The sequence below is a fragment of the Paraburkholderia sp. EG286B genome (assembly GCF_040965655.1).
Taxonomy (GTDB): Bacteria; Pseudomonadota; Gammaproteobacteria; order Burkholderiales; family Burkholderiaceae; genus Paraburkholderia.
In genome coordinates this window covers 21,199-38,127 of the sequence record NZ_JBFRCF010000006.1, presented here as the reverse complement: position 1 = coordinate 38,127, position 16,929 = coordinate 21,199, and the positions used below count along the sequence as shown (strand labels likewise).

Below are 16,929 nucleotides of genomic sequence, written 5' to 3'. Positions count from 1 at the left end.
CTTTTGGCGCGCGGGTTGCGCTCACTCGTCGCCGAAGCCCGCTTCGCTTTCTGCGTCGCCATTGCCATTGCGCAGCGCGTCGCCGAGAAGATTCGCGGCGGCCTCGCCCGGCAGCGCCTCGACGTCGCGCAGCTTGCGGTTCATCGCCCGCGTGCGCACCTCCGCCGCCTCGATGGAACGCGTGACCGTTTCGAGCTGCGTCTTGGTACGCGCGAGCACGTCGCCGAACTTGCCGAACTCCGTCTTCACCGCGCCCAGCACCTGCCACACCTCGCTCGAGCGGCGCTCGATCGCGAGCGTGCGGAAACCCATCTGCAGGCTGTTGAGGAGCGCCGTGAGCGTGGTCGGACCCGCCACGCTCACGCGGTAGTCGCGCTGCAGGACGTCGGTCAAGCCCGGGCGGCGCAGGATTTCGGCGTAAAGGCCTTCGGTTGGCAGGAACAGCAGCGCGAAATCGGTCGTGTGCGGCGGCGCGACGTACTTCTCGGCGATGGTGCGCGCCTCCGCGCGGATGCGCAGCTCGAGCGCGCGCCCGGCCTCCTCGATCGCGAGCACGTCCGCGCGCTCCTGCGCATCGATGAGCCGCTCGTAGTCTTCGCGCGGGAATTTGGCGTCGATCGGCAGCCAGACCGGCTCGCCCTGCTCCGCGCCGCCCACGCCGCGTCCCGGCAGGCGAATCGCGAATTCCACGCGCTCCGTGCTCTTCGGCACCGTCGCGACGTTCTTCGCGTACTGGTCCGGCGTGAGCATCTGTTCGAGCAGCGCTTCGAGCTGCACTTCGCCCCAGGTGCCGCGCGTCTTCACGTTGGTGAGCACCTTCTTCAGGTCGCCCACGCCCGCGGCCAGCGTCTGCATCTCGCCAAGCCCGCGATGCACCTGTTCCAGCCGGTCGGAAACGAGCTTGAACGATTCGCCAAGCCGCTGTTCGAGCGTGGCGTGCAGCTTCTCGTCGACCGTGCGGCGCATTTCCTCGAGCTTCGCCGCGTTGTTCGCCTCGATGTCTTTGAGCCGCTGTTCGAGCGTCGCGCGCACTTCGGCGAAGCGCCGGTCGTTGACTTCGGTGAGTTGCCCGAGCTGCTGCGTGAGCAACGCGCCGAAGTGGCGCAGCGCGGCGCCCTGCTCGTCGCGCGCCTGCTGCGCCTGCTGTTGCAGGCTCTGGCGCACGGCGTCGAGCTGCTGCGTATTGGCCGCCGTGAGTTTGGCGAGCTGCTGGGCGAAGCCGTCGATCTGGCTGTTCTGCACGGTCGCGATGCTGCCGAGCTGCGCCGCCAGCGCCTGCTGCACCTGTGCGAAGCCGCCGCCGAACTCGCTGCGCGAGCTCTGCGCCGTGCGCGCGATCTCGTTGCGCAGCTCGCGCTCGATGCGCTCGGCCGCGCGAGCCTGGGTGTCGGTCGAGGCGGCGAGGCGGTCGCTCAGTTGATCGAGCGCGTCGAGCGTGGCCTCGGCGTCGCCATCGCCATGGCCTTGACGCGCGCGCAGCAACGCCACGAGCGTCACGACGAATGCGATCGCCAACGCAACGAGCGCCAGCGACATGACGGCGAGCGGACTCATTTACGGGCTTGCCCCAGTACAGCGGGGTTGATCGGATTGGGCGGCTGCCCGGCACGCGGCCCCTCGCCGAGCGCGGCGATCAGGTTGTCGGCGGCAAGGTTCGCCATGGCGCGGCGCGTGGCTTCGCTCGCACTCGCGATGTGCGGCGTGAGCACGACGTTCTCCACTTCGAGCAACGCCGGATGCACGCGCGGCTCGCCCTCGAACACGTCGAGGCCCGCCGCCCCGATCTGACGCGTGCGCAGCGCGTGCGCGAGCGCCGCGTCGTCGACGATGCCGCCGCGCGCAATGTTGGTGAGCGTAGCCGTGGGTTTCATCAGCGCGAGTTCCACGGCGCCGATCGTGTGATGGTTCTGCGCCGTGTACGGCAGCACGAGCACGACGTGGTCGGCCTGCCTGAGCAGGTCTTCCTTCGACAGATATTCGGCGTTCAGCTCGCGCTCGATCTCAGGCGCGACGCGCGATCGGTTGTGATACACCACGCGCATGTTGAAGCCGCGCGCACGGCGCGCGAGCGCCTGGCCGATACGGCCCATGCCGATCACGCCGAGCGTGGCGCCATGAATATCCGAGCCGAGAAACGCGTCGAACGACCACTTGTCCCACTTGCCCGCGCGCAGGAAGTGCTCCGATTCCGTCACGCGGCGCGCAGCCGCCATCATCAGCGCCCAGCCGAAGTCGGCCGTGGTTTCGTTGAGCACGTCGGGCGTGTTGGTGCCGAGCACGTTGGCCGCGTTGAAGGCGGCCATGTCGAAGTTGTTGTAGCCCACGGCCATGTTCGACACCACGCGCAGGCGCGGCGCGGCGGCGAGCGTTGCGGCGCCGATCGGGTCGCCCGCGGTGAGCGCGCCGTCCTTGTCGGCGAGTCGCTGGTGCAGCGCCTCGGGCGAAAGCGCCTCGCCGTTGTTCCAGTCCACGTCGAAATACTGCTTGAGCCGGTCGATCACGTCGGGAAAGATCGGGCGCGCCACGAGAATCTTTTGCATCGTTGCTCTCCACACTTCAGTCGATGTCCGTCATTGTTGCGCGTGACGGGGCGCTCCGGGAAGTCTCGCGCGCTTTTCGCCGAGCGGCTCGCAAGCCGCCTGCGGCTAGACGAAAAAGAGCCAGGTGGCCGCGAGAAAGACCGGCGCGAGCAGCACGCCCGACCAGCCAAGATAGCCGAAGAAGCCCGGCATGCGCACGCCGCGCGACTGCGCGATCGCCTTCACCATGAAGTTCGGCGCGTTGCCGATATAGGTGAGCGCGCCCATCCACACCGCGCCTGCCGAGATCGCCGCGAGCGTTTTCGCGCCGCCCGACATGAGCGCGTTGGCGTCGCCGCCCGCGAGATTGAAGAACACGAGGTAGGTGGGCGCGTTGTCGAGAAACGACGAGAGGAGCCCCGTCGCCCAGAAGTACAGCGCCTCGTTGGGGCGGCCCGGTGCGTCGTTCACGAACTGGATCAGCGCGGCGAATGCGCCCGCCTCGCCCGCGCGCAGCATCGCGATGACCGGCGTGATCGTCACGAAAATGCCCGCGAACAGCTTGGCCACCTCGACGATCGGCGCCCACTCGAAGCCGTTGTCGGCGCGCGCCGCTTTCGACGTGAATGCGAGCGAAATGAGTGCGAGCGCAACGAGTCCCGCATCGCGCACGAGATTCTGCAACTGCAGGTGCGCGCCCGCGACCTCGAAAACGATACCGGGACGCCACACGCCGCTCATCAGCACGAGCGCGACGAGCACCGCGAGCAGCACGAAATTCGCCTTGCCGCCGATGGAGAGCGCGTCGGTGTCCGGCGTCGGGTCGAGCGCAGCGGCGCGCGCTTCCCCGGCGCGGCGGAAGTACCAGCTATCGAGCGCGTAGAACACCGCGAGCAGCACGCCGCACACGAACAGCATCGGCAGCGCGAGATGCTGCGCAGTCCAGAAGAATCCCACGCCGTTGAGAAAGCCGAGGAACAGCGGCGGATCGCCGAGCGGCGTGAGCAGGCCGCCCGCGTTCGCGACGAGAAAGATGAAGAACACGACCACGTGCACGTTGTGCCGGCGGTTGTCATTCGCGCGCAGGAGCGGGCGGATCAGCAGCATCGCCGCGCCGGTCGTGCCCATCACGCTCGCGAGCACGGTGCCGAGCGCGAGGATCGCCGTGTTCATGCGCGGCGATCCGTGCAGATTCCCGTAGACGCAGATGCCGCCCGCAATCGTATAGAGCGCGCCGAGCAACACGATGAAGGGGAGATATTCGTCGACGACGGCGTGCACGAACAGCGGATACGTCACGCCGACACCATGCGTGGCCGCGAACGGCAGCAGGAACGCGAGCGCCCAGGCCGCCGAAATCTTGCCGAAGTGGTGATGCCAGAACGCGGCCGCGAACATCGGGAAAAACGCGATCGACAGCAGCATGCCGGCGAACGGCAGCGCCCACGCGGCGCCGAGCGATGCGCCGTCGAAGGCCGCCGCGTGGGCGTTCGTGCTGAAGAGTGTCAGCGCGGCGAAGCGCGTCAGCGCGCAAGCGCTCGAAGAAGTGCCCTTACGCGCCATGCACGACGATCACATGCACGCGATACGGCCCGTGTGCGCCAAGGATGATGGTCTGCTCGATGTCGCCGGTGCGCGAAGGCCCCGAAACGAAGTTGACCGCGCGCGGCAGCTCGCCGCGTTCGGCGCGCATCAGCGCGAAGGCGTCCTCGTGGCCCGCGACGATGCGCGAAGCGGGCACGACGGCGATGTGCGTTTCGGGCAGCAGCGCGCCCGAGGCCCACGTCTGCGGGCTCGATAGCAGGACCAGCGTGCCGGTCTCGGCCGTGGCGCAGAAGCAGCCCGTGAGGCCGACGAGATCGCGATCTTCGGGCTTGCGGTATTGCACGGCGAGTCCCGCGCCGGCCCAGTCGAACGTGTCGAGCGTCTTCCACGCGACGGCCTGCATGGGCAGGCTACGCTCGGCGAGATAGCGTTGCGCGGCAGCGGGCACGTCGGCGAGCTGCTGGACTTCGTCGACGGTGCTCGACATCTTGCGCGCCTCGCCAACGAAGCGCGCGACGAGATCGCCTTCGAGCGGCGGGCGCGGACCCTCCGGATGAAGCGCGAGGTACTCGGCCACGGCTTGCCGCTCGTGCGCCGCGGGCGTGGCCTCGCGTCCCTGCGCCGCGCGAATGCGCGCGAGTATGCTGCGGCGGGCGGCCGTCGTGTCCATGAACGTCCTCGTCAGATGAAGAAAGGCGACGCGCCGATTATACCGGGGCGTCGCCTGCGATCTGCGGGTCAAGCGTGCGCGTTGTTCAAGACGCCTGGTTGCCCCCGCACTCTTCCTCCACGGGCTGCTCGATGCCGAACACCTGGCGCAGATAGGCGAGATACGCCTTGTCGTCGCACATGTTCTTGCCCGGCGAATCGGAGAGCTTGGCGACGGGCTGCCCGTTGCAGCGGACCATCTTGATGACGATCTGCAACGGCTGATAGCCCAGGTCGTTGGTGAGGTTCGTGCCCACGCCGAACGCGAGGCGGCAGCGGTCGCCGAAACGCTCGTACAGGCGCAGCACCTTGGGAATGTCGAGCGCGTCCGAGAAGATCATCGTCTTCGTGCGCGGATCGCAGCGGTTGTCCTCGTAGTGCTTGAGCAGGCGCTCACCCCACTCGAACGGATCGCCCGAGTCGTGCCGCGCGCCGTCGAAGAGCTTGCAGAAGTACATGTCGAAGTCGCGCAGAAAGGCCTGCATGCCGTAGACGTCCGAGAGCGCGATGCCGAGGTCGCCGCGGTATTCCTTCGCCCACATCTCGAAGCCGAAGATCTGCGAGTCGCGCAGACGCGGCCCGAGCGCCTGGCACGCCTGCAGGTACTCGTGCGCCATCGTGCCGAGCGGCGTGAGGTTGTGCTTCATCGCGTAGTAGACGTTGCTCGTGCCCGTGAACTGCTCGCCGAGATCGTCCTTGAGCGTGAGGATCACCTCCTCGTGCCAGCGCTTCGAGAAGCGGCGGCGCGTGCCGTAGTCGGCGATCTTGCAGTCGGCGAATTCGGGCTTCGCGCCGAGCAGCTCGATCTTGTGGCGCAGGCGCTCGCGCCCCTCCTCGTACTGCGGATGATGCTGCGTGTTGCGGAAGTACACCTCGTTGACGATGGCGAGCACCGGGATCTCGAAGAGGATCGTGTGCAGCCACGGCCCCTTGATCGCGATGTCGATCTCGCCATTGGCCTTGGGCGACGGCGTGACCGAGATGTACTTTTCGTTGAGGTGAAAGAGCGCGAGAAAGTCGATGAAGTCGCTCTTGATGAAGCGCATCTTGCGCAGGTACTCGAGCTCGGTCTCGGCGAAGCGCAGCCTGCACAGCTTCTGGATCTCGCTGCGGATCTCGTCCACGTAGGGCACGAGATCGACGTTCGGCGTGCGGCAGCGGAAACGGTATTCCACATTGGCCGCGGGGAAATGATGCAGCACCACCTGCATCATGGTGAATTTGTAGAGATCGGTATCGAGCAGCGAAGTAATGATCATGATGGGCCAGCCGGACTGCAATCGGATAGCGCCCGCGAAGCGGGATCCGGACACGCTGCCGGGCAGATGCCCCTCAGCGGTTCCGGGCGGCAGGCGCCAGCGGTGCGTCCATGTTACCCGAATGCCTGCGCGCGCCGCGTGCCCGCCGGCACGGCCCCTCGCGCACAAGGGGTAAAACGTTGCGGATCACCCCGGCATATAAACTAATCACGAAACGATCTAAGGACCGTTGCGGGCCTGTGGTTGGGGTAATTCCTCATCAGTTACAATAGCGCTTTTGGCGAACCGCCATCCCCCGATACAAAAAGCTTGCAGGAGCTGCCTGAATGACTCACGTTGTGACCGAGAGCTGCATCAAGTGCCGCTATACCGACTGCGTCGATGTGTGCCCGGTGGACTGCTTTCGCGAAGGTCCCAACTTCCTCGCGATCGACCCGGACGAGTGCATCGACTGCGCCGTGTGCGTTGCCGAGTGCCCGGTGAACGCCATCTACGCCGAGGAAGACGTGCCTGGCGACCAGCAATCGTTCATCGAGCTGAACGCCGACCTCGCGAAGGGCTGGCCGAGCATCACGAAGACCAAGGCCCCGCTGCCGGAAGCCGACGAATTCAAGGACGTGAAGGACAAGCTCGCGCTGCTCGCACGCTGATCGCTTGTTCGGGGTGTCTTCCCGCCGCCGTCGCTTACACGGACAGTCCCTCGCGCAGCGGATTGCCCTAAACAGATCGCGACAGGGTATTGACAGGCCCAGCCAGACCCCATAGAATCTCGTTCTCTGCTTTTGTTGATCCCCGATAGCTCAGTCGGTAGAGCGCCGGACTGTTAATCCGTAGGTCCCTGGTTCGAGCCCAGGTCGGGGAGCCAAGATTCGCAAAAGCCCGTTGGCGTTCACAACGCAAAACGGGCTTTTTTATGACGTAAAGTGTTGTCGCTGTACTGCTGGTCCCCGATAGCTCAGTCGGTAGAGCGCCGGACTGTTAATCCGTAGGTCCCTGGTTCGAGCCCAGGTCGGGGAGCCAAAATATCGAGGGGTTGCGTGGTTGCACGCAACCCCTTTTTCTTTTGCTGCGCGCGTGGCGCACGCTACCCTCCCCGATAATGTCGCTTCGTCATCTTCGGGAATCCGCATGAAATCCACCCGCCTCTGCGCTTGCCTCGCGCGCCCGCTGCTCGCCTGCGCGAGCCTCGTCGCCTGCGCCGCCGCCCACGCCGAACAGATCGGCAGTGTGAACACCAACTTCCGCGTGACCGGCTCGGACAAGGTCGTCGTCGAGGCCTACGACGATCCGCAGGTGCCAGGCGTGACCTGCTACGTCTCCCGCGCACGCACGGGCGGCGTGAAGGGCACGCTCGGCATTGCGGAAGATCCGACCGAGGCATCGATCGCGTGCCGGCAGGTCGGGCCGATCTCCTTCGCAGGTCCGCTCAAACAGCAAGACGACGTCTTCAACGAGCGCATGTCGTTCCTCTTCAAGACGCTGCACGTCGTGCGCGTGGTCGACGCGAAGCGCAACGCGCTCGTGTATCTGACCTACAGCGACCGCGTGGTGAGCGGCAGCGCCAAGAACAGCGTCACGGCCGTGCCGGTGCCCGCGGGCACGACGATTCCGCTGCGCTAAACTGGGGATCCGTGCAGGATCCTTCACCATGACCGGTTCCCGTTTTCGAGACTCCGCCCGCTACTGGCGCACGCCGCTTCTGCCCGGCGCGGATCTCGTCACGGCCGAATACAACCAACATACGTTCGCGCCGCACTGGCACGAGGCCTACACGATCCCCGTGATCGAGGGCGGCGCGGAATGCTTTCGCTATCGCGGCACGCAGCATGTCGCCGCGACGGGCAGCGTGCCGGTGATCAATCCGGGGGAGCTGCATACGGGTTCACGCGCCGTCGAAGAAGGCTGGAGCTATCGGGTGATGTACGTGCCGATCGACTTCCTGCACGAGCTCGCCGGCGAAATCGCCGGGCGCACGCAGCCGCTGCCGTGGTTCGACGCCGAGGTGATCCACGATCTCGATCTCGCGCACCGGCTCTCGCGCGCCCACCGGCTGCTGGAAGCCGACGCGGACTGGCGGCGCGGCGCAGCCGTGCCCGAACCCGGCGCGAGCGCCAGTCCGGCATCGCCTTCGGCGCCTTGTGCCGACCTCCTCGCCGTGGAAGGCTCGCTGCTCGACGCACTCTCGACGCTGCTCACGCGCTACGGCCGCACGCGCGAGGCGGCGCTCAAACACGGCCCGAACGATCCCCGCGTGGAAACGATGAAGGCGCTCCTCGCCGCCGATCTCGCCACGCCGCTGCGCGTGGCCGATCTCGCCCAGGCGGTCGGCCTCTCGCCGTTTCACGCCACGCGGCTCTTCACGCAGGCAACCGGGCTGCCGCCGCACGCCTGGCGCACCCAGCTGCGCCTGCAACGCGCCCTCGCCCCGCTGCGCGAAGGCGCTACGGTTGCCGAGGTCGCCGCCGCGAGCGGTTTCACCGACCAGAGCCATTTCACGCGACACTTTCGGCGCATGTTCGGCGTGCCGCCGGGGCGCTGGCAGTCGTCCTGAACGCGCCGGCCCGCATCCCGCCGCAAGAACGTACAAGCCACGCGTAAGGCGGCCCGCTATGCTGTCCCCTTGTATCAGGAGGAACAGTTTGACCACGCATCCCAACCGCCTTGCCGAATTCATCGCCGGCGCGCGCGACATGATCCCCATGATGATCGGCGCCGCGCCCTTCGGCGTGATCTTCGGCACGCTCGTCACCTCGGGCCCGCTTTCGCTCTGGCACGGCCAGTTCATGTCGCTCGCCGTGTTCGCCGGCTCCGCGCAGTTCATCGCGCTCGGGCTGATCGCTTCGCACGCGAGCTTCGCGGTGATTTGGGCCACCACGTTCATCGTGAACCTGCGCCACGTGCTCTATAGCGCGACGCTCGCGCCCTATATCTCGCACCTGCCGCTGCGCTGGCGGCTCGTGCTCGGCAGCCTGCTCACCGATGAGGTCTTCGCCGTCGCGTGGGCGCATTTGCGCCGCCATCCGCCCGGCGACGACGTCTCGCCGTGGCATTTCCTCGGCTCGGGCCTCTCGATGTACCTGAACTGGCAACTCTGGACCGCGGCCGGCCTGCTGTTCGGCGCGGCGTTCCCGGGTCTGCAGTCGCTCGGCCTCGACTTCGCGATGGTCGCGACCTTCATCGCCATCGTCGTGCCACAGCTGGTCGCCTTGCGCTACCTCGCCGCCGCCGCGACGGCGGGCGCGCTCGCCTTTTTCTGGCAGGGCTGGCCGTACAAGCTCGGGCTGCTCGGCGCCGTGCTCGCGGGCGTGGTCGTGGGTGTCGTGCTCTCACGGCCAGGTTCGTCGCGCGGCGCCCGCGCCGGCAGAGAGTCCTCCCGCAAGTCCCCCAACGTCCAACGCACCGCAGGAGCCGGACAATGAACTACGTCGTCCTGATTCTCGGCATGGCCCTGATCACCCTGGTCATTCGCACTGCGGTGTTCGTGCTCGGCGACCGGCTGGTATTTCCGCCGCTCGTGCGCACCGCGCTCGGCTTCGTGCCCGTCACCGTGCTCACGGCGATCATCGTGCCGATGGCGGTCTCGCCCCACGGTCAGGGCGCCGAGCTGACCTGGCGCAACCCGCAGCTCGTCGGCGCGCTCGCGGCGATCGTCGTCAGCGCGCTCACGAAGCGCCCGCTCCTCACCATTGCGATCGGGCTCGGCGTGTTCTTCCTCTGGCAAGGCGTTGTCCTGCGCTAGAGGCAAGCGTCGCCCCTTACGCTCAAGTTTCACCCCGGAGCGCCGTTAAACCCGTCAGGGCCTGCTCTGGCAGGCCACTGCTCGAACGGCGAGAGCACGCGAGAAGCGACAAGGATTACACCGGGGCAACCACAATGGGGCATATCACCCTTAACCTGAAGGACGAAACGCTTGCGTCGCTGCGCAAGGATTTCGACGCGTTCCTGCGCGTCTCGCTCAAACTCGACCCGCAATTCGCCACGCCGGAATTCGAGGACTACCTGCGCGCGAAGCTGCTCGACAACATGACGCCGCTCACGGAGCACGCCGTCCAGCGGCTCCTGCAAGGCGGCCAGTACGCGTGGGCCAAGCGCACGCTCGACAAGGAATTCCCCGAGGTCGTCTCGATCCTGATGCGTCAGGCAGGCGAATTCGGTTTCGGCTTCGCGTCGCGGCCCGAGTGGACGCCCGACGAACTCTCGAAGCAGTGCCGCGACTGGGCGGCGGCCATCGTGAGCGAAGCCCAGGGCGACGACACGCTGGTCGATCCGCTGGCGGCACAGATCAAGTCGGGCGTGCAGGACATCCAGGCCCTCGAAGAGTCGATGCAGACGCCCGCGTGGCGCCTCACCGAGTCGTTGCGTCAGCGTGTGTACGAAGCGAAGATCGGCTGTGAACAGGCGAGCGGCAGTGCGGCGCGCGAGCGTCTGGGCGAGCTGCGCGGGCTGCTGAGGCTCGGCGTGACGCATGGCGTGTTCCAGAAGCAGGAAGCGCAACAGATCATGGAGTATCTGCGCCTGCTCAAGCCCGAGATTTTCGTCGAGGAGCCCGACGATGTGTTCACGCGCCTCGCCGCGTGGATGCGCAACTTCTTCATGCCGCCGCAGCGCAGCACGGCACGCGAGCAGCGGCGCTAAGCGCTGGCGCGCGCGCCTGAAAACGGCGCGCGCCCCGCTTTCCACCTCAATCCCACATCTTCCTGAGCTTCGCGGCGATCTCGACCTTCGCCTGCGCGGCTGCGGCGAGTCCGGCCGCGCTCGGCGCGCTCGCCACGGGCGCGGGCGGCCATGCGCGGGATTCGAACAGCGGCAGCATGGGCGTCGCGATGAAGCGCGTGCGCGAGGCCCACACGTGCCGGTCGCCCGACGCCACCTGGTTGTGCACATAAAAGCGCTGCGGCACGACGATGTGCAGATCCTCCTTCGCGCGCGTCATCGCCACATAGAGCAGCCGCCGCTCCTCCTCCAGTTCCTCGTCGCTGCCCGCGCCGAGATCGGATGGAATGCAGCCGTCCACGCCGTTGAGCACGAACACGTTGCGCCACTCCTGCCCCTTCGCCGAATGGATCGTCGAGAGGATCAGATAGTCCTCGTCGAGCAGCGGATCGGCGGATTCGGCGCTCGTGGCGTCGGGCGGATCGAGTGTGAGTTCGGTGAGAAAACGCTCGCGCGAGGCGTAGGTGCTCGCGATGCTCTCCATCTGCAGCAAGTCGGCGAGACGCATCTGGGCGTCTTCGTGATTGCGCTCGAGATGCGGTTCGTACCAGCGCCGCACGCGTTCGAACTCGGCGGGCCACGGCGTCGAGCGCATCGAGAGGCTGTCGATGAGCGACGCAAACGCGGGCCAGTCCTCGGCCGCGCGCGGCGGCGGCGCGAATGCCGCGAGCGCCTCGGCGGCGCGATACGCGCCCGTGCACGCGGCGACCTGGTCGAGCAGGCGCGCGGCGTTGGCGGGCCCAACGCCCGGCAGCAACTGCGTCACGCGAAACCCCGCCACACGGTCAAGCGGATTCTCGGCCCAGCGCAGCACCGCCAGCACGTCTTTCACGTGCGCGGCGTCGAGAAAACGCAGTCCGCCGAACTTCACGAACGGGATATTGCGCCGCGCCAGTTCGATTTCGAGCGTCGCGCTGTGGTGCGCCGCGCGAAACAGCACGGCCTGCTGCTTGAGCTTCATGCCCGCTTCGCGCGCCTCGAGAATCTGCTCGACGACGTAGCGCGCCTGGGTGGCCTCGTCGGCCACGGTGACGAGGCGCGGGCGCTGCTGCGAGGGGCGGTCGGTCCACAGGTTTTTGGTGAAGCGCTCGGCGGCGGCGTCGATCACCGCGTTCGAGGCCGCGAGGATCGGCGCCGTCGAACGGTAGTTGCGCTCGAGCGTCACCTGACGCGCGGGCGGATCGAACTGCGCCGGGAAGTCGAGAATGTTGCGCACGGTCGCGCCGCGAAACGAATAGATCGCCTGGGCGTCGTCGCCGACCACGGTGAGGCCGCGGCCATCGGGCTTGAGCGCGAGCAGGATCGAGGCCTGCAGACGGTTGGTGTCCTGGTATTCGTCGACGAGGATGTGGTCGAAACGGCCCGCGAGATCGGCGGCAATGGCCGGCTCCGCGGCCATGTGTGCCCAGTAGAGCAGCAGGTCGTCGTAGTCGAGGACGTTCTGCTTCTGCTTGGCGTCCACGTACGAGGCGAACAGCGCACGTAGCTGCGGCTCCCACTCGAGGCACCACGAGAACGAACGGTTGAGTACATTGGCGAGCGAGTCGCCCGTATTGACCGCGCGCGAATAGATCGCGAGGCAAGTCGATTTCGAGGGGAAGCGCTTTTCCTTGGCCGAGAAACCCAGCTCGTGGCGCACCAGATTCATGAGATCCGCGGAATCCTCGCGGTCGTTGATCGTGAACGCCGGCGACAGGCCGATGTGATCCGCGTACTCGCGCAGCAACCGCGCGCCCACGCCGTGAAAGGTGCCCGCCCAGCTGAGCCCCTGCGCGAGCACGGCAGCCGCGCCCGGCGCGCTGGCGGCGATGCGCGCCACGCGCCGCGTCATTTCCTGCGCGGCGCGCCGCGAGAACGTGAGCAGCAGAATGCGGTGCGGGTCGGCGCCGCCCGCGATCAGATGCGCGACGCGGTGAGCGAGCGTATTCGTCTTGCCCGACCCGGCGCCCGCGATCACGAGCAGCGGGCCCGGCAGCGCCGAACCCGGCGCATAGCCCGCTTCGCCGCCGTGCTCGACGGCCTCGCGCTGCGCGTCGTTGAGTTTCGCGAGCCACGCGGAAACGGCATTGGCCGCTTCGGCGCGCGCCTGGCTGGCATCGGAGGCAGAGGAATCGGCAACGGAAACGGTGGACACGGCGGGCGCTGGGACGATGAACGAGGCGAATCGGGAAGGAGCGACGCATACTGTATATCCATACACCCCGCATCCGCAAGCGCCTGATTCCATGGCGATCTGGCGGGATTTAACGACAACGCCGTGGCGCGTTACGTCGCCGACCTCCGGGAGTCACCAAACGAAACGGCGGCGCCCGTTGCCGGACGCCGCCGCTTACAAGCCTGGCAAAGCCTGCGCCCCAGAGGGCGCAGGCGCCATCGGCATCAGCCGCTCGTCACTGCGACTGGCCGCCCTGCTGCTGGGCCGACATGCCGTTCATCTGGTCCTTCATTTCCGAGTCGTTGGCCTGACGGTCGGCCTTGTGGTTGATCTTCGCGTCCTTCACCTGCGCCTTGTACTGCGACTTCGCCTGCTTCTTCGCGTCGCCGTACTCGGCGTTCGCCGACTTCTTCGCGCTGCGGTATTCGGCGTTCGCCGCCGCGTTCGCGTTGCGCTTTTGCACCAGCGGGTCGGCGGACTGCGGTGCGGTCATGCCCTGCGGCGCGGGAGCGGGCTGCGCGATGCCCGCGGCGGCGGGCGCCTGGCTCGGCGCTTGGCCCGGGGCGGCGCCGGGCGCCATGGCCGGTGCGCCGGAAGGCGCCATCGTTGGGGCTTCGCCGGCCTGGGTCGCGCCCTGAGTCGCGTTTTGGGCATACGCGCCCTGCGCGAATACGGCGGCAGTGGTCACGGTGGCAAAAGCGGCGGTAGCAGTGAGCAGCTTGGCGATCTGGGTCATGGCGTATCCTCTTTGCAGTGGTTCCGAAGGCGCTTTTGCAGCGGGCAAGCCCGCCACATCCGCACCCCCGCTCGATGGAGCCGCGCAGGAAAAACCTGGGCGGCGCTGTCGATCCGGGTGAAACCATTTTGGTATGAAGATCGCCGCGGGGTCCCGCGACGTTACTCAACGTTTCATTTACTGACGAATTCATAACATCTGGCCCCCGGATGTGACGAATTCGGTGACAGACGCTGTGGCAGGCTGCCATCGCTTATGATGCTCACCCTTCGCGCGCTAGCCGCACGCCTTTCGAATCTGAATCCGCCATGCCCAACCTCGATTTCACGCTGACCGGCGACTACGTCGAACTGCACAACCTCCTGAAGATCACCGGACTCGCCGACAGCGGCGGCTCGGCCAAGCAGATCGTCGCCTCGGGCGCGGTGAAGGTGGACGGCGAAGTCGAGCTGCGCAAGACGTGCAAGATCCGCGCGGGCCAGGCCGTGCTGCTCGGCGACACGCGCATTGCCATCAAGGCGAGCGAGTGAGCCCCGCCGAAACTTGTCCGCAGGCGCCGGCTATGCACCAGATTTGAGCATCTGGATCGACAAGGTCGCTGTCTCGCAATAAGCTTTCAGTTTTGACAGACGAACCCTGCCACGCGGCGCGCTTATCTCGCGCCGCTTGTTTTTCATGACTCGAACCACGCTTTCCCGCCGCGCCGTTGCCGCACCGCCCACACTGCGCCGCCATGCCGCCGATACCGCCCGCCTCGCCGGGCCGCTCGCGATCGCCCAGCTCTCGCAGATGGCGATGAGCGTGACCGACACGGTGCTGCTCGGCTCGCTCGGCGCCGACGCGCTCGCCGCGGGCGGCCTCGGCGCCAACCTGTTCTTCGTGGTGGTGACCGTGCTGCAGGGCGTGCTGACCTCGGTGAGCGTGAGCGTGGCGCAGGCGCGTGGCGCCGACAACGAAAGCCACGTACCGCACATCTACTGGACCGGTTTCGCGCTGTCCCTGCTGCTCTCGGTGCCGGCGTTCGCGCTGCTCTCGTTTGCCGAGCCGATCCTGCGCGCCCTCGGGGAGCCGACGCTGCTCGCGCATCACATCGGCGAATACACGGCCGTCCTGCGCTGGGGCGCGCCCGCCAGCCTCATCGGCGTGGGGCTCATGCGCTCGTTCCTGCCCGCCATCGGCGCGGCGCGGCGCCTGCTGTGGGTGTCGGTTGCGTGCGTGTTCATCAACGGTTTTCTCAACTTCGGCCTGATCCACGGTGCGTGGGGCCTGCCGCGCCTCGGCTTTCTCGGCTCGGCGGTGGCGACGACGATCACCGTGTGGCTCACCGCGTTCGTGCTGATGGCGCTGCTGCACCTGCGACCTTCGCACCAGCGTTTCGTCGTCGCGCGCCGGCCCACTGCGCCGCTGATGGGCGAACTCTTCACGATCGGCTGGCCGGTTGCGATCACCTATGCGGTCGAAGCGACGCTCTTTCTCGCCACCGGGCTGCTCGCGGGCCTGCTCGGCGAGACGCCGCTCGCGGCGCACCAGATCGCCCTGAACGTGGCCTCCGTCACGTTCATGGTGCCGCTCGCGATCGGCCAGGCGGCCAACGTGCGCGTGGGTTACTGGTCCGGCGCGGGCGTGCCGCGCGCGGCGCGCCATGCGGGCTTCGTCGCACTCGGGCTCGGCGTCGGCTTCATGTCGCTCTCGGCGCTCGTGATGGTGCTGGCGCCGCACTGGATCGTCGGGCTCTACCTGCATCTCGACGACCCGGCCAATGCGCACACCGTTTCGCTCGCCGCCACGCTGCTCGGCGTCGCGGCCATCTTCCAGATCGTCGACGGCGCACAGACCGTGGGTTCGGGCTGCCTGCGCGGCCTCAAGGACACGCGCGTGCCGATGCTCGCGGCCACGCTCGGCTACTGGGGCATCGGCTTTCCGCTCGGCTACGCGCTCGCGTTTCACTTCGGCCTCGGTGCGCTCGGGCTCTGGTGGGGCCTGGCGGCCGGGCTGACCACCGTCGCCGTGCTCATGACGTGGCGCTTTCACCGCATGAGCCGGCGCTCGCCGGCTCATGCCGCCACGGCGAGCCGTGCGGCCTGAAGCGCAGCCTGAAGCGTTTACTTAACCGGCCGGGCCGCACCGGCTCGACCGGTTAAAATACGCGCCTGGCGCCGCGAGCGGCGTCCGTCCCACGAGGGCAAGAACCGTGCGCTGCATGGGACTGGAGACAGCCGCGCCCCGCGAGCGCCGCCGGCCACCCCGGCACCGCTTGCCGTGCGCCAACGCATAACGAACCCACTCACGGACCACCCCTTCATGCTTGCCCCGATTACCCGACTCTTCCCGCTCTGGGCCGTCCTCGTTTCCCTGCTCGCCTACTTCGATCCGGGCCTCGTCGCGCCGATCGCGCCGCACGTCACGACGCTCCTGATGATCATCATGCTGTCGATGGGCGTCACGCTCTCGTTCGCCGACTTCCAGCGCGTCTTCACGCGGCCCGCGCCGGTCGCCGCGGGCATCTTCCTGCACTACCTCGTCATGCCGCTGGCCGCCTGGGCAATCGCCAAAGTGCTGCACATGCCGCCCGATCTCACCGCGGGCATGGTGCTCGTGGGCAGCGTGGCGAGCGGCACGGCATCGAACGTGATGATCTATCTCGCGCGCGGCGACGTCGCGCTTTCGGTGACGATCAGCGCGCTCTCCACCCTCGTCGGCGTCTTCGCGACGCCGCTCCTGACGCGCCTTTACGTCGATGCCTCGATCGTCGTCGACGTGCGCGGCATGCTCATGAGCATCCTGCAGATCGTCGGCCTGCCGATCGCCATCGGCCTCGTCGTGAACCGCCTCGCGGGCTCGCTCGTGCGCCGCGTCGAGCCGGTGCTGCCGCTCGTCTCCATGGTGTCGATCCTCGCGATCATCGCCGCCGTGGTGGGCGGCACGCATGCGAGCATCGCCACGGTCGGTCCGCTCGTCGCGCTCGGGGTGGTGCTGCACAACGGCATCGGCCTGCTCGGCGGCTACTGGGGCGGCCGCCTGCTCGGCTTCGACGAATCGGTGTGCCGCACGCTGGCCATCGAAGTGGGCATGCAGAACTCGGGCCTCGCCGCGACGCTCGGCAAGCTCTACTTCTCGCCGCTCGCCGCCCTGCCGGGCGCGCTCTTCTCGGTGTGGCACAACCTCTCGGGCTCGGTGCTCGCCGGCTACTGGGCCGGCAAGCCGGCGCGCGGCAGCACGCGCGATGCGCAAGGCGCTGCGAACGCGTCGACCGAGCGCGTTTGAACAACCGCGGACATTTCCGGCCGCGCTCAA

At 67.5% G+C, this 16,929-nt stretch carries 16 protein-coding genes and 2 tRNA genes; 11 read left to right on the top strand and 7 right to left on the bottom strand.

Going from position 1 to position 16,929, the window contains the following annotated elements:
• Positions 1-21 precede the first annotated feature (21 nt).
• The 5 genes from AB4Y42_RS14320 to pncB all read right to left on the bottom strand — a co-directional run bounded on the left by AB4Y42_RS14320 (position 22) and on the right by pncB (position 6,031).
• The gene (locus AB4Y42_RS14320) at positions 22-1,554 is read right to left on the bottom strand and encodes a DNA recombination protein RmuC (protein ID WP_368694575.1); all 1,533 of its coding nucleotides are present in this window, start codon (positions 1,552-1,554) and stop codon (positions 22-24) included.
• A complete protein-coding gene (locus tag AB4Y42_RS14315; RefSeq protein WP_368694574.1) occupies positions 1,551-2,540 on the bottom strand; it encodes a 2-hydroxyacid dehydrogenase in 990 nt (329 codons plus the stop codon). Before AB4Y42_RS14315 ends, AB4Y42_RS14320 begins: the two co-directional genes overlap by 4 nt.
• A 105-nt stretch (positions 2,541-2,645) precedes the next feature.
• Positions 2,646-4,082 (bottom strand): sodium:proton antiporter, encoded by a 1,437-nt coding sequence (locus AB4Y42_RS14310; RefSeq protein WP_368694573.1) that lies wholly within the window; start codon positions 4,080-4,082, stop codon positions 2,646-2,648.
• Positions 4,072-4,734, bottom strand: a complete 663-nt coding sequence (locus tag AB4Y42_RS14305) for a lactate utilization protein C (RefSeq protein ID WP_368694572.1) — start codon at positions 4,732-4,734, stop codon at positions 4,072-4,074. Before AB4Y42_RS14305 ends, AB4Y42_RS14310 begins: the two co-directional genes overlap by 11 nt.
• Positions 4,735-4,819: 85 nt before the next feature.
• The gene (pncB, locus tag AB4Y42_RS14300) at positions 4,820-6,031 is read right to left on the bottom strand and encodes a nicotinate phosphoribosyltransferase (protein ID WP_368686632.1); all 1,212 of its coding nucleotides are present in this window, start codon (positions 6,029-6,031) and stop codon (positions 4,820-4,822) included.
• Between the two features lie 326 nt (positions 6,032-6,357).
• Between pncB and fdxA the strand changes: the two genes are divergently transcribed.
• The 8 genes from fdxA (at position 6,358) to AB4Y42_RS14260 (ending at position 10,666) form a co-directional block, all read left to right on the top strand.
• Positions 6,358-6,681, top strand: coding sequence for a ferredoxin FdxA (gene fdxA, locus AB4Y42_RS14295; RefSeq protein ID WP_028206706.1), 324 nt, complete (start codon positions 6,358-6,360; stop codon positions 6,679-6,681).
• A gap of 139 nt (positions 6,682-6,820) precedes the next feature.
• Positions 6,821-6,896 (top strand) — tRNA-Asn (locus AB4Y42_RS14290).
• A gap of 79 nt (positions 6,897-6,975) precedes the next feature.
• Positions 6,976-7,051 (top strand) — tRNA-Asn (locus AB4Y42_RS14285).
• A 108-nt stretch (positions 7,052-7,159) separates the two neighbouring features.
• Positions 7,160-7,651 (top strand): CreA family protein, encoded by a 492-nt coding sequence (locus tag AB4Y42_RS14280; RefSeq protein WP_342945431.1) that lies wholly within the window; start codon positions 7,160-7,162, stop codon positions 7,649-7,651.
• A gap of 28 nt (positions 7,652-7,679) precedes the next feature.
• Entirely contained in the window at positions 7,680-8,582 is a 903-nt protein-coding gene (locus tag AB4Y42_RS14275) for an AraC family transcriptional regulator (RefSeq protein ID WP_368605506.1), read from the top strand.
• 139 nt (positions 8,583-8,721) lie between these two features.
• Positions 8,722-9,450, top strand: a complete 729-nt coding sequence (locus tag AB4Y42_RS14270; RefSeq protein ID WP_368694739.1) for an AzlC family ABC transporter permease — start codon at positions 8,722-8,724, stop codon at positions 9,448-9,450.
• Positions 9,447-9,770, top strand: coding sequence for an AzlD domain-containing protein (locus AB4Y42_RS14265; RefSeq protein ID WP_069262594.1), 324 nt, complete (start codon positions 9,447-9,449; stop codon positions 9,768-9,770). Before AB4Y42_RS14270 ends, AB4Y42_RS14265 begins: the two co-directional genes overlap by 4 nt.
• A 134-nt stretch (positions 9,771-9,904) precedes the next feature.
• Positions 9,905-10,666, top strand: coding sequence for a DUF4088 family protein (locus AB4Y42_RS14260; protein WP_254354957.1), 762 nt, complete (start codon positions 9,905-9,907; stop codon positions 10,664-10,666).
• Positions 10,667-10,712: 46 nt separating this feature from the next.
• Here AB4Y42_RS14260 and AB4Y42_RS14255 read toward each other — a convergent pair whose 3' ends face one another.
• Positions 10,713-12,971 (bottom strand): ATP-dependent helicase, encoded by a 2,259-nt coding sequence (locus tag AB4Y42_RS14255; protein ID WP_368694571.1) that lies wholly within the window; start codon positions 12,969-12,971, stop codon positions 10,713-10,715.
• 163 nt (positions 12,972-13,134) lie between these two features.
• The gene (locus AB4Y42_RS14250; RefSeq protein ID WP_368694570.1) at positions 13,135-13,635 is read right to left on the bottom strand and encodes a hypothetical protein; all 501 of its coding nucleotides are present in this window, start codon (positions 13,633-13,635) and stop codon (positions 13,135-13,137) included.
• 308 nt (positions 13,636-13,943) lie between these two features.
• Here AB4Y42_RS14250 and AB4Y42_RS14245 point away from each other — a divergent pair, with 308 nt between their 5' ends.
• From AB4Y42_RS14245 to AB4Y42_RS14235, 3 genes are all read left to right on the top strand, one after another.
• Positions 13,944-14,165 (top strand): RNA-binding S4 domain-containing protein, encoded by a 222-nt coding sequence (locus AB4Y42_RS14245; protein ID WP_028206712.1) that lies wholly within the window; start codon positions 13,944-13,946, stop codon positions 14,163-14,165.
• 145 nt (positions 14,166-14,310) lie between these two features.
• Positions 14,311-15,720, top strand: a complete 1,410-nt coding sequence (locus AB4Y42_RS14240) for an MATE family efflux transporter (protein ID WP_368686636.1) — start codon at positions 14,311-14,313, stop codon at positions 15,718-15,720.
• Between the two features lie 216 nt (positions 15,721-15,936).
• The gene (locus AB4Y42_RS14235) at positions 15,937-16,899 is read left to right on the top strand and encodes a bile acid:sodium symporter family protein (protein ID WP_368694569.1); all 963 of its coding nucleotides are present in this window, start codon (positions 15,937-15,939) and stop codon (positions 16,897-16,899) included.
• Positions 16,900-16,929 lie beyond the last annotated feature (30 nt).

What these genes read in the sequence shown, in the direction of transcription:
- AB4Y42_RS14305 (WP_368694572.1), bottom strand. Translation starts at nt 4,734, where the DNA reads ATGGACACGACGGCCGCCCGCCGCAGCATACTCGCGCGCATTCGCGCG.
- AB4Y42_RS14315 (WP_368694574.1), bottom strand. Translation starts at nt 2,540, where the DNA reads ATGCAAAAGATTCTCGTGGCGCGCCCGATCTTTCCCGACGTGATCGAC.
- AB4Y42_RS14265 (WP_069262594.1), top strand. Translation starts at nt 9,447, where the DNA reads ATGAACTACGTCGTCCTGATTCTCGGCATGGCCCTGATCACCCTGGTC.
- pncB (WP_368686632.1), bottom strand. Translation starts at nt 6,031, where the DNA reads ATGATCATTACTTCGCTGCTCGATACCGATCTCTACAAATTCACCATG.
- AB4Y42_RS14240 (WP_368686636.1), top strand. Translation starts at nt 14,311, where the DNA reads ATGACTCGAACCACGCTTTCCCGCCGCGCCGTTGCCGCACCGCCCACA.
- AB4Y42_RS14270 (WP_368694739.1), top strand. Translation starts at nt 8,722, where the DNA reads ATGATCCCCATGATGATCGGCGCCGCGCCCTTCGGCGTGATCTTCGGC.
- AB4Y42_RS14275 (WP_368605506.1), top strand. Translation starts at nt 7,680, where the DNA reads ATGACCGGTTCCCGTTTTCGAGACTCCGCCCGCTACTGGCGCACGCCG.
- AB4Y42_RS14235 (WP_368694569.1), top strand. Translation starts at nt 15,937, where the DNA reads ATGCTTGCCCCGATTACCCGACTCTTCCCGCTCTGGGCCGTCCTCGTT.
- AB4Y42_RS14255 (WP_368694571.1), bottom strand. Translation starts at nt 12,971, where the DNA reads ATGGAATCAGGCGCTTGCGGATGCGGGGTGTATGGATATACAGTATGC.
- fdxA (WP_028206706.1), top strand. Translation starts at nt 6,358, where the DNA reads ATGACTCACGTTGTGACCGAGAGCTGCATCAAGTGCCGCTATACCGAC.
- AB4Y42_RS14260 (WP_254354957.1), top strand. Translation starts at nt 9,905, where the DNA reads ATGGGGCATATCACCCTTAACCTGAAGGACGAAACGCTTGCGTCGCTG.
- AB4Y42_RS14310 (WP_368694573.1), bottom strand. Translation starts at nt 4,082, where the DNA reads ATGGCGCGTAAGGGCACTTCTTCGAGCGCTTGCGCGCTGACGCGCTTC.
- AB4Y42_RS14250 (WP_368694570.1), bottom strand. Translation starts at nt 13,635, where the DNA reads ATGACCCAGATCGCCAAGCTGCTCACTGCTACCGCCGCTTTTGCCACC.
- AB4Y42_RS14280 (WP_342945431.1), top strand. Translation starts at nt 7,160, where the DNA reads ATGAAATCCACCCGCCTCTGCGCTTGCCTCGCGCGCCCGCTGCTCGCC.
- AB4Y42_RS14320 (WP_368694575.1), bottom strand. Translation starts at nt 1,554, where the DNA reads ATGAGTCCGCTCGCCGTCATGTCGCTGGCGCTCGTTGCGTTGGCGATC.
- AB4Y42_RS14245 (WP_028206712.1), top strand. Translation starts at nt 13,944, where the DNA reads ATGCCCAACCTCGATTTCACGCTGACCGGCGACTACGTCGAACTGCAC.